A 13,076-nucleotide genomic window follows, 5' to 3' on the forward strand; every position below is an offset into this window, starting at 1 on the left:
GAACGCGGCCAGTCGGGGGGGGGCACCCTGCTGGACCGGGTGCAGGTCGCGCGCGGATACGAGGCCGCGTTCGGTGCCGCCCTGGGCGACGATCTGCGGGCGGGGGTGACGGGCGACGGGTCGGGCTGGCACGCGCTGCCCGGTTGGGACGCGCCGCAGCCTTTGCCTCAGGGCGTGCAGCCCCTGGCCCCGCATGTGGCGGGCCCCGATCTGCTAGGGCGGCGGCTGTCCCAGACCGGGCTGGTGCTGGACGCGGCGCAGGGGGTGGCGATGCAGGCCGCGCTGGCGCCCGGTCAGCGGCTGGTGACCCCTGCGGGCGATCTGTTCCGGTGGGACGGGATGCGGGTGATGGCGGGGCAGGCGACCTCGGCCGCGGCGCTGCATCTGCAGAAGGTCAACGAGCTGGCCCAGATCGCCGCGCAATCCGACGAGGCCCGCGCCCGCGCGGACAATGCGCGCGACGTGCATGAGGAGGCCCGCGCCGCCCTGTCCGATGCAGCGGCCCTTGAGAAATCCGCCCGCGATGCGCGCCGCGAGGCAGAGCGCCTGCTGTCGGATGCCGCCCGCGCCGCAACGCGGGCCGAATCGGATCTGGCCATGGCCGCCAGCCGCGCCGATGGGGCGGGCGCCGAACTGGCGCGCCACTGCGCAGATGCCGGTGACGCGCGCCTTCGTCTGGTCGATGCCGAACAGCAGCTGGCGGCCCTGCCGGACCGGGGCGATGCGGCGGCGGCGGTCGAACATGCCCGCACCGGGGTGGAGGCCGCGCGCATCGCCACCATGAGCCGCCGCGCCGCCCTGGACGAACTGAAGCGCGAGGCCAATGCCCGCCTGAAACGCCTGCAGGAGATCGCGCGCGAAGATTCCGGCTGGCGGCTGCGGCTGTCTCAGGCGGGCACGCGCGCGGCAGAGCTGGCCGAGGCTCAGGACCAGCCCGCCATCCTGGCCGACCGCCGCGACGCCCTGACTGCCCGCGAGGTCCAGCTGACCGCCCGCCTGACCGCCGCCCGCGACGCGCTGCACACAGCCGAGGAGGCCGCCCGCAGCGCCGCCCTGGCCGAGCGCGAGGCCGAGCGTCTGGCCTCTGAGGCCCGCGAGGCCCGCGCCGCCCGCGAGGCGCGCACCGAGGCCGCCCGCGAGGCCGAGGTCATGGCCCGCGCCCGCATCCATGAGGAGACCGACCAGACCCCCGACCAGCTGCGCACAGCCTTGGGCCAGATCGACGACAGCGCCCCCGCCGACGCGCTGGAGGCGCAGATCGCCCGCCTGCGCCAGGCCCGCGACGCGCTGGGCGCCGTCAACCTGCGTGCCGACGAGGACAAGCGCGCACTGGAGGAGGAGCGCGACACCCTGGCCGCGGAAAAGATCGACCTGGAGGCGGCGATCGCGAAGCTCCGCGCCGGTATCGGCAGCCTGAACCGCGAGGGGCGCGAGCGCCTGCTGGCCGCGTTCGAGACGGTGAACGCTAATTTCGCGACACTGTTCACCACGCTGTTCGGGGGTGGAGAGGCGCGGCTGACGCTGGTCGAATCCGACGACCCGCTGGATGCGGGGCTGGAGATTCTGTGCCAGCCGCCGGGCAAGCGGCTGTCGACGCTGTCGCTGCTGTCGGGGGGCGAACAGACGCTGACCGCGATGGCGCTGATCTTTGCGGTGTTCCTGGCCAATCCCGCGCCCATCTGCGTGCTGGACGAGGTCGACGCGCCGCTGGACGACGCCAATGTCAGCCGCTTCTGCGACCTGCTGGACGAGATGACGCGCCGCACCGACACGCGGTTCCTGATCATCACCCACCATGCGGTGACGATGGGTCGGATGGACCGGCTGTTCGGAGTCACCATGGTCGAGCAGGGCGTCAGCCAGCTGGTCAGCGTGGACCTGAAACGCGCCGAGGCTCTGGTCGCCTGACGCGGCCCGCGCTAGGGTCGCCCCGAACCACGAGCGAGGACCCCATGAGCATCGAGCAAACCCTGGCCGACAAGGGCATCACCCTTCCCGCAGCCCCCATGCCCGCCGCGAATTACGTGCCCTTTGTGCAGACCGGCAACCTTGTCTTCATCTCGGGGCAGATCAGCGCCGATGAGAACGGGCTGATCACCGGCAAGCTGGGCGACGGCACCTCGGTCGAGGAGGGCGTGGCCGCCGCGCGCCGCTGCGGGCTGGCGCTGATCGCGCAGCTGAAGGCGGCCGTGGGCGACCTGGACCGCGTGACGCGGGTGGTCAAGCTGACCGGGTTCGTGAACTCCACCCCCGATTTCACCGACCAGCCCAAGGTCATCAACGGTTGTTCCGACCTGATGGTCGAGGTGTTCCAGGATGCCGGCCGGCATTCCCGCGCCGCCGTCTCGGCCCCGTCGCTGCCCTTTGGCGTCGCGGTCGAGATCGAAGCGATCTTCGAGGTCCGCTGATGCTGGACCCCCGCTTTCTGACGGTGCCCATCACCCATCGCGGCCTGCACGAGGCGGGGGTTCCGGAAAACAGCCTGGCCGCCGCCCGCGCCGCGATCGAGGCCGGATACGGCATCGAATGCGACATCCAGCCCGGCCCCGACGGTGTGCCGATGGTCTTTCACGACTATCAGCTGACCCGGCTGACCGGGGCGCAGGGGTTCATGGCCGCGACCGATTCGGCGACGCTGGCGGGCCTGCGCCTGATGGGCACGGATGAGCCGGTGCCGACGCTGGCGCAGTTCCTGGAGCTGGTCGCGGGGCAGGTGCCCCTGCTGATCGAGATCAAGGACCAGGACGGCGCCTGCGGCCCGAATGTCGGCACACTGCCCGCGCGTGTGGCCGAGGCGCTGGCAGGTTATGATGGACCGGTCGCGGTCATGTCCTTCAACCCGCACATGATCGCCGCCTTTCACGAGGCCGCGCCCGATGTGCCGGTCGGCCTGACCACCTGCGCCTTTCCCGAGGCCGACTGGACCCGCGTGGCCCCGGCCCGGCGCGAGGATCTGGCGCAGATCCGCGATTTCGACGCGGTGGGTGCCTGCTTCATCTCGCATGACAAGGGCGATCTGGACAATCCTCGCGTCGACGCGCTGCGCGCGCAGGGGGTGGCCGTCCTGTGCTGGACCATCCGCAGCGCGGAGGAGGAGGCGCAGGCCCGCCGCGTCGCGCAGAACGTGACCTTCGAGGGCTATCGCCCGGTGCAGTGATGCCGGAAAATGCGGCGGGGCACCCCATTCGGTGCCCCGCGACACAGGCGGCCCCTGACAAGGCGCTGCGGACCGCCTATCTTGCGGGCATGAGCGACATGCTGACCCTGACGACCCATCCCTCCATCGCCGCCATCGACCCGCATGTCTGGGACGGGCTGGGCGACGGCAATCCGTTTACCTCGCACCGCTTTCTGCTGGCGTTGGAACAGTCGCGATCGGTAGGCACGGGCAGCGGCTGGCAGCCCCTGCACCTGACGGTCGAACGCGACGGCGCCATCGTGGGCGCGGCGCCGCTCTATGCGAAATCGCACAGCCAGGGCGAATATATCTTCGACCACAATTGGGCGCAGGCTTACGTTCGGGCGGGCGGGCGCTATTACCCGAAACTGCAATGCGCGGTGCCTTTTACTCCCGCGACCGGCGCGCGGTTGCTGGCGCGCGACGACATGGCGCGGGCGGCGCTGCTGGACGGGATGATGCAGGTCGCCGGACGGCTGGACGTGTCGGGCACGCATGTGACCTTCTGCACCGAGGCCGAGGCCGCCCTGGGCGCGGCGGCGGGGTTCCTGCCGCGCATCACCCAGCAGTATCATTGGCTGAACCGCGGCTATGCCAGCTATGACGATTTCCTGGGGGCGCTGTCCTCGCGCAAGCGCAAGGACCTGAGGAAGGAACGCGCGCGGGCGCAGGGGTTCGGCGGCACCATCCGCCATCTGAGCGGCGACGATCTGAGGCCGCATCACTGGGACGCGTTCTGGGAATTCTATCAGGATACCGGCGCGCGCAAATGGGGACAGCCCTATCTGACGCGGGCGTTCTTTGACCGCATCCACGAGACGATGCGCGACGACATCCTGCTGGTTCTGGCCGAGGCGGACGGGATGCCCATCGCGGGGGCGCTGAATTTCCTGGGTCCCGACGCGATCTATGGCCGCTATTGGGGCTGCGCCGAGGACCACGCCTTTCTGCATTTCGAGCTGTGCTATCACCAGGCCATCGACCATGCGATCGCCCATGGACTGGCGCGGGTCGAGGCGGGGGCGCAGGGCGATCACAAGCTGGCCCGCGGATATGAGCCGGTGCCGATCCATTCGCTGCACTGGGTGCGCGATCCGGGCTTTCTGCGCGCGCTGGAGGGCTATCTGCGCCATGAGCGCGACGCGATGGGCGCCGAGATCGAGGCGCTGGCCGAGTTCACGCCCTTTCGCAAGGGTGACCTGTCGCCGTGACCGGGCGTTTTGCGTCCCGCGAAGGGCCGGGGGGCCAGCCCCCCGGACCCCCCGGTGTCGCGCGGTGGATCAGACCTTTTCCAGCAGGGCCTCTCCGGCGCTGACGGTGCAGTTGCCGGGGCTGTCCTCGACGTCGATGGCCTTGATCTCGCCATCCTCGATCAGGGCGGCAAAGCGCTTGCAGCGGCCGAAGAAGCCGACCGGGGGCGCGGTGAAGTCCAGGCCGAGGGCCTTGGTCATGCTGCCATCGGCATCGGCCAGGACCTCGATCCCTGCCTCGGTCGCGCCGGTCTGGTCGGCCCAGGCCTTGACCACGAACGGGTCGTTCACGGTGATGCAGACGATGCGCAGCACGCCCTTGGCGCGGAACGCGTCGGCATGGCGCACGAAGCTGGGCATATGCGCGTTGGTGCAGGTGCCCGTGAAGGCGCCCGGCAGGCCGAACAGGGCGATCTTGCCCTTCATCAGTTCGGCGGTGTCGACGGCCTCGGGGCCGGCCTCGCCCACACGCAGCAATTGGCCCCTGGGCAGTCTGTCTCCGGCGGTGATGGTCATGGAACGCTCCTGAATTGCAACGGATTCGCGGCGACTATAGGGTGCGGCCGACGGACAGGCCAGCAGGGGACGCGGGATGCGCATCGTGATCGTGGGTGGGGGGCAGGCGGCGGCCTCGATGGCGGCGCGGCTGCGGGCCAAGGGGCATGAGGGGCCGCTGACCGTGATCGGCAATGAACCCGCGGCCCCCTATCAGCGGCCCCCCCTCTCCAAGGCCTATCTGCTGGGGCAGATGGGGCTGGACCGCCTGACGCTGCGCGCGCCCGACTGGTGGGGCGATCAGGGCATCGGGCTGCACCTGTCGGAGACCGCGCTGTCGATCGACGCGGCCGGGCGGGTGCTGACGACCGAGCGGGGGACCTATGCCTATGACGCGCTGGCGCTGACGACGGGGGCGGTGCCGCGCCGCCTGCCCGCGGCGATGGGCGGCGATCTGCCGGGCACGCATGTGATCCGCACGCTGGCGGACGTCGACGCGCTGGCCCCGCAGATGCGCGAGGGGCGGCGGCTGGTGGTGATCGGCGGCGGCTATATCGGGCTGGAGGCGGCGGCGGTCGCCCGCAAGCTGGGGCTGGCGGTCACGTTGATCGAGGCCGCGCCGCGCATCCTGGGCCGGGTGGCGGCGGCAGAGACGGCGAATCTGATCCGCGCCCTGCATCAGGCGCATGGCGTCACCATCCTGGAGGGCGCGGCCATCAGCCGCATCACCGGAGAGGCGCAGGCGGATGGCGTGGCGCTGACCGATGGGCGGCAGATCCCGGCGGATCTGGTGATCATGGGCATCGGGGTGCTGCCCGACACGGCGCTGGCCGCGACGGCGGGCCTGACGCTGGACAACGGCATCGCCACGGACAGCCGCGGGCGGACCTCCGACCCGGCGATCTGGGCCGCGGGCGATTGCGCCAGCGTGCCGTGGCAGGGCGGCAGGCTGCGGCTGGAGAGCGTGGGCGGGGCCATCGACATGGCGGAATGCGCGGCCGACGACATGCTGGGGCAGGGCCGCGATTATGCGCCCAAGGCGTGGTTCTGGTCCGATCAGTTCGACGCGAAACTGCAGATCGCGGGGCTGAATGCGGGCCATGATCAGGTCGTGACGCGGGCGGGGCAGGGCGATCACACGGCCTCGGTCTGGTATTACCGGCGGGGCGCGCTGATTGCCGTGGATGCGCTGAACGACGCCCGCGCCTACATGATCGGCAAGCGGCTGATCGAGGGCGGCCTCAGCCCCGATCCGGCAGCCATCCCCACGGTGGCGGATCTCAGGGTGCTGCTGTCGTGAGCGGGTCCGGCCCGCTGATTGGCCCAGGGGGGTGCGGGGGGCAGGATGCCCCCCGCCGCCACCGCGGGACGCAATCATGAGGATCGTCGGCGGCACGCTGCGCGGCCTGAAGCTGGCCGAACTGGGCCAGGGCGATCCGGCTGCCCATCTGCGCCCGACGACCGACCGGGTGCGGGAGTCGATCTTCAACCTGCTGATCAACGGCAGCCACGGCAATCCGCTGCCCGGGGCGCGGGTGCTGGATCTGTTCGCGGGGACGGGGGCCCTGGGGCTGGAGGCCCTGTCACGGGGGGCGGCGCATGCGACATTCGTCGATGACGGGGCGCGGGCACAGGCGCTGATCCGGCAGAATGTGGACAAGGCGCGGCTGCAGGGCGCCACGGATCTGCTACGCCGGGATGCCACCCGGTTGGGGGAGTGCCGGGGCGGCGGCTATCAGGTGGTGTTCCTGGACCCGCCCTATGCGCAGGGCCGCGGAGAACGCGCGCTGGCCTCTGCGCTGGACGGAGGGTGGCTGGCGCCCGGTGCGACCGTGATCTGGGAAGAATCGCGTCCTCCGCTGCTGCCTGCGGCGCTGAGCCTGCTGGATCGGCGCGTCTATGGCGATACGGTGGTGACCCTTGCGCGGCTGGCCATGCCCGGCTGAGGCGGGCGGCGCGCGTCCAGCCAGTTGGGTCGCGGGCCGTGGGGGCGCCTGACGGCGCGGGGCCGCTTCGGTGGCGCCGGGCCTGCCTTCGGCGGCCCGGCGCGGTGGAGCCTGCCGCCGATGGCTGGTCAGGCCGGGCGGGCAATGCTGGCCGCGGCCGCCTCCAGCGCGCCGGTGCCGTGCGGGATGTCCAGGGCGGTCATGCCGGCCTCGATCGCGCCAAGCGTGCCCAGGAGGACGCCCGCGTTGCAATGGCCCATATGCGCGATGCGCAGTGCGCCGGTCGGGTCTGGCGCGCCCAGGCCCACCCCGAGCGTCACGCAGCATTCCCGCACCGTCCAGGCCCGCAGCGCATCCGCCCCCGGCAGCGTCACCGCCGTGACCGACAGCGCGCGTGCGGCCGGGTCCGCCACCGACAGCCGCGCGCCCCCGCCGACCAGGCATCAACCGCGGCCCAGGTCGCGCGGGCCAGGCGGGCGTGGCGCGACCAGACGGCCTCCAGCCCCTCCTCCTCCAGGATCATCGTCAGCGCCTCGGACAGGGCGAAGATCTGCTGGACGGGCGGCGTGCCGCCCCAGAACCGCCACAGCGCATCCGCCCCCGCCCGCAGGTGCCAGTCCCACCAGGGCGAGGTCAGCGCCGTCCGCCCCCGCGCGGCCGCCCGGTCCGAGAACCACACGAAGACCGTGCCCGGCGGGCACATCATCCCCTTTTGGCTGGCGGCGATCAGCACGTCGACGCCCCAATCGTCCATCCGCATCGGCGCGCAGCCAAGCGACGCGATGGCATCCACCACCAACAGCGCCGGGTGCCCCTCCATCGCCGCGCGGATCGCGGGAATGTCGGCCATGGTCGCGCTGGCCGTGTCGGTCTGGCAGACCATCACCGCGCGGATACGCCCCTCGGGGTCGCGGGACAGGCGCTCGGCCAGGCGGGCGGGGTCGGGGGGCAGGGCGCCGAAATCCAGCCGCTCGACCGTGATGCCCATGCCCTCGGTCATCTCGGCCCAGGAGCGTCCGAAATGCCCGTTGGTCACGACCAGCGCCAGATCGCCGGGCGCGAAGATGTTGGCGGATGCGGCCTCCCACCCGGCATGGCCGTTGCCGATATAGGGTGCCAAATGGGCCCGCGTGCCTGCCAGCCGCTTCAGCTGGGCCATCAGATGCAGGTTCACCTGCGCCAAATCGGCTCCGTAGATGTCGGGAGAGGCGCGATGCGCCGCGTTCAGCACGCGCGCGGGCACCGGCGAGGGGCCGGGAATCGCAATCAGGTCGGGGCCAGGGGTCATCGCAAATCATCCTTCACAACGTGCAAGATCGGTAGGGCCACACCCTGTCCGCGTCAACAGGGGGCGGCCTTGTGGCACGGGGCCGGAACGGGGTATGGCTGGGCCCTGACCAGGAAGGGGCGCGCGCGCCCGCCACCGAAAGGCCCGACGACACCGTGGACCCGCGCCAAGACAGCCCCGCCCGCCTGATCGCCGCCGCCACGCGCGGGGGCACGGTCCCGCCCGGCCCCGACGCCGCCCGCGTGCCCGGCCTGCTGCGGCGGCTGTGGGACGATTATCTGCACCCGCACAAGGGCAAGATGGGCCTGGCGTTCTTTCTGATGACGCTGGAGGGGTCGACCCTGGCGCTGATCAGCTGGATGCTGAAGCCGCTGTTCGATCTGGTCTTTATCGGCCGGCAGGAGGGCGCGATCTGGTGGGTCGGCGGCGCCATTTTTGGCATTTTCGTGCTGCGCGCGGTGACGCTGGTGTCCAGCCGCGCGCTGCTGACGCGGATCTCTCTGTCGGTGTCGACGGCCATGCAAACGCAGCTGCTGGCGCATATCCTGACGCTGGACAGCCGGTTCTTTCGCGACAATTCGCCCGGCGCCATGATCGAGCGCATCCAGGGCGACACGATCGCCGTGCAGGGGGTCTGGGCTACGCTGATCACCGGGGCCACCCGCGACGCGATCAGCCTGGCGATGCTTTTCGGCGTGGCCATGACCATCGACCCGGTCTGGACCCTGGGCGCGCTGGTGGGGGCGCCGATCCTGATCATGCCGGCGGCGCTGGTCCAGCGCTATATCCGCCGCAAGATGCGCCAGAACCGCGCCAATGCCAGCCTGCGCGCCACCCGCCTGGACGAAGTGCTGCACGGCATCGCCTCGATCCGCCTGAACCGGGCCGAGGCGGACCAGACCGCGCGTTTCGCAAGCATCGTCGGCCGCATCCGCGATGCCGAGACCAAGGTTGCGGCCACCTCCAGCGTGATCCCGGCGCTGACCGACATTGTCACCGGCATCGGCTTCGTCGCCGTGCTGGCCCTGGGTGGCAACGAGGTGATGGAGGGCAACCGCAGCGTCGGCGATTTCATGGCGTTCTTTACCGCGCTGGCGCTGGCCTTTCAGCCGATGCGGCGGTTGGGCGGGCTGGCGGGCATCTGGCAGACCGCCGCCGCCAGCCTGGAGCGGATCTATCAGGTGTTCGACACCCGGCCCACCATCGTGTCCGGTCCCCGCCAGACCCCGCCAGACACCACGCGGATCGCGCTGGACGACGTCTGGCTGTCCTATGACGGGCAGGTGGTGCTGCACGGGCTGTCCTTCACCGCCGAGGCGGGGCAGACCACCGCGCTGGTCGGTCCGTCGGGGGCGGGAAAATCCACGGTGTTCAATCTGCTGACCCGCATGGTCGACCCGGACCGGGGGCAGGTCACCCTGGGCGGCGCGTCGGTCGCGGACTATGACCTGGGGGTGCTGCGCGATCAGTTCTCGACCGTGGCGCAGGAATCGGCGCTGTTCGACGAAAGCCTGCGCGACAATATCCTGATGGGCCGGCCTTCGGCATCCGATGCCGATCTGACGGCGGCGTTGGATGCGGCCAATGTCAGCAACTTCCTGGACGATCAGCGCACGCTGGACAGCCCCGTGGGCCCGCGCGGATCGGCCCTGTCGGGCGGTCAGCGCCAGCGCGTGGCCATCGCCCGCGCGCTGCTGCGCGATGCGCCCGTGCTGCTGCTGGACGAGGCGACCAGCGCGCTGGACAGCGCCAGCGAGCGGTTGGTCCAGGACGCGCTGGACCGGCTGTCGGCGGGGCGCACCACCCTGGTCATCGCGCATCGGCTGTCGACCATCCGCAATGCCGACAAGATCGTCGTGATGGAGGCGGGCAGGGTTGTCGAACAGGGCAGCCATGACCAGTTGATGGCGGGGGGCGGTGCCTATGCCCGCCTTGTCGCGCTGCAATTCGGAGACCATGAATGACCCGCCAGATCATCCGCCTGACCGGCGAGGACCGCGTGCCTTTTCTGCAGGGGCTGGTGACGAATGACGTGACCCGCGCCCCCTGCTGGGCGGCGATCCTGACCCCGCAGGGCAAGTATCTGGCCGATTTCCTGGTCATCCCCGACGGCGACGCGCTGCTGATCGACGTGGATGCGCGGCTGGCGGACGACCTGATCCGCCGCCTGTCCATGTACAAGCTGCGCAGCAAGGTCGCGCTGGAGGCGGTGGACATGCCCGTGGCCCGCGGCACCGGTCCCGCGCCCGAAGGCGCCGTGGCCGATCCGCGCCACCCGGCGCTTGGCTGGCGGCATTACGGGGTGGCGGGCGATGACGGCACCGATTGGGATGCCATCCGGGTGGCCCATTGCATCCCCGAGACGCTGGTCGAGCTGATCCCGAACGACACCTATATCCTGGAGGCCGGGTTCGAGCGTCTGCACGGCGTGGATTTCCGCAAGGGCTGCTATGTCGGCCAGGAGGTCACCGCGCGGATGAAGCACAAGACCGAACTGCGCAAGGGCCTGACCACGCTGCGCATCGACGGCGCGGCGCCCATCGGCACCCCCATCACCGCCGAGGGGCGCGAGGTCGGCACGGTCTTCACCCAATCGGGCGGGCAGGCCATCGCCCATGTCCGCCACGACCGCGTGGCCCCCGACATGCAGGCCGGCGAGGCGCGGCTGTCCCCGCTGTGACCGACCCCGCGCCGGGGCCGCGCAAGATCATCCATATCGACATGGATGCCTTCTTCGCCTCGGTCGAACAGCGCGATTTCCCGGAACTGCGCGGCAAGCCGGTGGCGGTGGGCGGATCGGCCGCCCGCGGCGTGGTCGCCGCCGCCAGCTATGAGGCGCGGGTCTTCGGGGTGCGCAGCGCGATGCCCTCGGTCACGGCGGCACGGCTGTGCCCGGACCTGATCTTCGTGCGCCACCGGTTTGACGTGTACAAGCAGGTCAGCGGCCAGATCCGCGAGATCTTTCTGGACTATACCCCGCTGGTCGAGCCGCTGTCCCTGGACGAGGCCTATCTGGACGTGACCGATCACCTGGAGGGCCGCACCGCGACCAAGATCGCGGCTCAGATCCGCGCCCGCATCCGCGAGGCGACGGGCCTGACCGCCAGCGCCGGCGTCAGCTACAACAAGTTTCTGGCCAAGCTGGCGTCCGATCAGAACAAGCCCGATGGGCTGTGCGTGATCACCCCCGAGCAGGGGCCGGGCTTCGTGTTGAACCTGCCGGTGGGCAAGTTCCATGGTGTCGGACCCGCGACAGTGGCCAAGATGCAGGCCATGGGCATCGCCACCGGGGCCGACCTGCACGCGCAGGACCTGGATTTCCTGTTGCGCCGTTTCGGCAAGGCCGGGCGCTATTACTGGAACATCGCACGGGGAATCGACCACCGCCGCGTCAGCCCCGACCGCATCCGCAAGTCCGTGGGGGCCGAGAACACCTATTCCACGGACATCATGACGCTGGACGGCGCGCTGGAGGCGCTGGAGCCGCTGGCGACGAAGGTTTGGGCCGCCGTCGCGCGCCACGCCCTGCGCGGGCGCACCGTGACGCTCAAGGTCAAGTTCAGCGATTTCCAGCAGATCACCCGGGCGCGCAGCCTGGGGCACGCGGTTGCGTCACAGGATGAGCTGCTGACCATCGCCCGCGATCTGGCGGCGGGGGTGCTGCCCGATCCGCGCGGCGCGCGGCTGCTGGGCGTGACCCTGTCGGGGTTCGAGACCCCCGATGACGGCCCCGCCCAGCTGTCGCTGTTCGATTAGCGCCAGCGCACCCACCGGCCCGGACCCTGCGCTGCCAGGATCAGCAGGCCCCCGGCCACCGCCCAGTTCTTGACCACGATGGTGACCTGCCAGGGGTCGGCGCGCAGCTGCCAGTGAAACCAGCTGGTGGCGATGCAATAGACCGCCAGGATCAGCGCCCAGGCCCGCACGCGCGGCCCCAGGATCAGGCACAGCCCGGCGACCAGGTTGAACGCCGCCACCGGCCAGACCAGCGCGCCGGGCAGGCCCAGCCCCTCGATCATGGCGATGACCTGAGCGGGATCGCGGAGCTTCTGCACCGCGCCGCCGATGAACAGCACCGCGATCAGCAGGCGGCCCGTCAGGTTCAGGGCGGGGTTCATGCGCGGGTCGCGAACCAGTCCTCGGGCACCCAGGCAAAGGCGTCGCCGCGCGATTCCACATGGCCGATGCCGGGGAACGGCAGATGCGTGCCCGCCACGGCGATCCGGTCGGCGGTGACCATCTGCAGCAGGTTGCGCCGCGTCGTGGCCGCCTGAGCGCCATCGATGTCAAAGGCGATGCCCGCATCGGGGTGGCGGAACTGCAGCGCGGCCAGCGCTGCGGCATCGCCCAGGATCACCATCTGCGCATCGCCGTCCGACAGGCGCAGGCCGCTGTGTCCCGGCGTGTGGCCGGGCAGGCCCATCACCGTCACGCCGCCGCCCAGATCGGCATCGTCCGCAAAGGTCTGGACCCGGTTGCCATAGGCGTCGCGCACGCCCTGGGCCAGCGCGAAGATGGGCTGGAAATCGGGGGGGGCTGCGGCGGCGGTATCCTCATCGGTCCAGAAGGCCAGCTCGTCCTGGTGGACATGCAGGCTGGCATTGGCAAAGACCGCGCCCGCATCGCCGATCAGCCCGCCCGCATGGTCGGGATGCAGATGCGTCATCACGACCCGCCCGATCTGGTCGGGCGCGACGCCGATCGCCTCCAGCGAGGCGGCCAGATGCCCGGTGGTCGGGCCAAAGGCCGAGCCGCCGCCCGCATCGACCAGGGTCAGCTCGTCGCCCTGGCGGATCAGATGCACGCTGACTGGCACGCGGATGGGCTGGGCGGGGTCCAGATAGGCGGCGCGCAGCGCGGATTGATAGGCCGCGTTGTCCAGGTTGACGATCAGGTCCTGCGCGAAATCGAAATGCCCG

General features: G+C 70.9%; 14 protein-coding genes. 9 read left to right on the top strand and 5 right to left on the bottom strand.

Annotated elements, in window-relative coordinates:
• From ABS73_RS12580 to ABS73_RS12595, 4 genes are all read left to right on the top strand, one after another.
• Positions 1–1,908 (top strand): coiled-coil domain-containing protein (locus ABS73_RS12580; protein ID WP_502686053.1); only part of this gene is annotated, 1,908 nt, incomplete at its 5' end.
• A gap of 44 nt (positions 1,909–1,952) precedes the next feature.
• Positions 1,953–2,408, top strand: coding sequence for a RidA family protein (locus ABS73_RS12585; protein ID WP_136855371.1), 456 nt, complete (start codon positions 1,953–1,955; stop codon positions 2,406–2,408).
• Positions 2,408–3,157: a glycerophosphodiester phosphodiesterase family protein gene (locus ABS73_RS12590; RefSeq protein WP_277020389.1), complete on the top strand. Its 750-nt coding sequence runs from the start codon at positions 2,408–2,410 to the stop codon at positions 3,155–3,157. The genes ABS73_RS12585 and ABS73_RS12590 overlap by 1 nt, the downstream gene beginning before the upstream one ends.
• Positions 3,158–3,246: 89 nt before the next feature.
• Complete coding sequence (locus tag ABS73_RS12595; protein WP_277020387.1) at positions 3,247–4,389, top strand: GNAT family N-acetyltransferase; 1,143 nt, start codon at positions 3,247–3,249, stop codon at positions 4,387–4,389.
• 69 nt (positions 4,390–4,458) lie between these two features.
• Here the strand turns inward: ABS73_RS12595 and ABS73_RS12600 are convergent, their stop codons facing one another.
• On the bottom strand, positions 4,459–4,944 hold the full coding sequence (locus ABS73_RS12600; protein WP_277020386.1) for a peroxiredoxin: 486 nt from the start codon (positions 4,942–4,944) through the stop codon (positions 4,459–4,461).
• A gap of 76 nt (positions 4,945–5,020) precedes the next feature.
• Here ABS73_RS12600 and ABS73_RS12605 point away from each other — a divergent pair, with 76 nt between their 5' ends.
• Together ABS73_RS12605 and rsmD are read left to right on the top strand one after the other, a co-directional pair.
• The gene (locus tag ABS73_RS12605) at positions 5,021–6,223 is read left to right on the top strand and encodes an NAD(P)/FAD-dependent oxidoreductase (protein WP_277020383.1); all 1,203 of its coding nucleotides are present in this window, start codon (positions 5,021–5,023) and stop codon (positions 6,221–6,223) included.
• 76 nt (positions 6,224–6,299) lie between these two features.
• Positions 6,300–6,869, top strand: a complete 570-nt coding sequence (gene rsmD / locus ABS73_RS12610) for a 16S rRNA (guanine(966)-N(2))-methyltransferase RsmD (RefSeq protein ID WP_277020381.1) — start codon at positions 6,300–6,302, stop codon at positions 6,867–6,869.
• 128 nt (positions 6,870–6,997) lie between these two features.
• Here rsmD and ABS73_RS16845 read toward each other — a convergent pair whose 3' ends face one another.
• A complete protein-coding gene (locus ABS73_RS16845) occupies positions 6,998–7,282 on the bottom strand; it encodes a hypothetical protein (protein ID WP_502686054.1) in 285 nt (94 codons plus the stop codon).
• Entirely contained in the window at positions 7,240–8,157 is a 918-nt protein-coding gene (locus tag ABS73_RS12615; protein WP_502686055.1) for a pyridoxal-phosphate-dependent aminotransferase family protein, read from the bottom strand. The genes ABS73_RS16845 and ABS73_RS12615 overlap by 43 nt, the downstream gene beginning before the upstream one ends.
• Before the next feature lie 299 nt (positions 8,158–8,456).
• Between ABS73_RS12615 and ABS73_RS12620 the strand changes: the two genes are divergently transcribed.
• Genes ABS73_RS12620 through dinB form a run of 3 tightly spaced genes read left to right on the top strand, consistent with a single transcriptional unit; the run spans position 8,457 to position 11,913 of the window.
• A complete protein-coding gene (locus tag ABS73_RS12620) occupies positions 8,457–10,121 on the top strand; it encodes an ABC transporter ATP-binding protein (RefSeq protein ID WP_277020394.1) in 1,665 nt (554 codons plus the stop codon).
• A complete protein-coding gene (gene ygfZ, locus ABS73_RS12625; protein ID WP_277020376.1) occupies positions 10,118–10,837 on the top strand; it encodes a CAF17-like 4Fe-4S cluster assembly/insertion protein YgfZ in 720 nt (239 codons plus the stop codon). The genes ABS73_RS12620 and ygfZ overlap by 4 nt, the downstream gene beginning before the upstream one ends.
• The gene (gene dinB, locus ABS73_RS12630) at positions 10,834–11,913 is read left to right on the top strand and encodes a DNA polymerase IV (protein ID WP_277020373.1); all 1,080 of its coding nucleotides are present in this window, start codon (positions 10,834–10,836) and stop codon (positions 11,911–11,913) included. Before ygfZ ends, dinB begins: the two co-directional genes overlap by 4 nt.
• On the opposite strand, the gene ABS73_RS12635 is transcribed toward dinB, so the two are convergent.
• Together ABS73_RS12635 and ABS73_RS12640 are read right to left on the bottom strand one after the other, a co-directional pair.
• Positions 11,910–12,275 carry a DoxX family protein gene (locus ABS73_RS12635; protein ID WP_277020370.1) on the bottom strand — a complete coding sequence of 122 codons (366 nt, stop codon included), beginning with the start codon at positions 12,273–12,275 and terminating at the stop codon, positions 11,910–11,912. The two genes, dinB and ABS73_RS12635, sit on opposite strands and share 4 nt — an antisense overlap.
• Positions 12,272–13,076, bottom strand: an 805-nt coding sequence (locus ABS73_RS12640) for an MBL fold metallo-hydrolase (RefSeq protein WP_286693489.1), incomplete at its 5' end; no start/stop codon positions are given. The genes ABS73_RS12640 and ABS73_RS12635, both read right to left, overlap by 4 nt.

The organism is Paracoccus sp. SCN 68-21 (genome assembly GCF_001724535.1).
Lineage (GTDB): Bacteria > Pseudomonadota > Alphaproteobacteria > Rhodobacterales > Rhodobacteraceae > Paracoccus > Paracoccus hibiscisoli.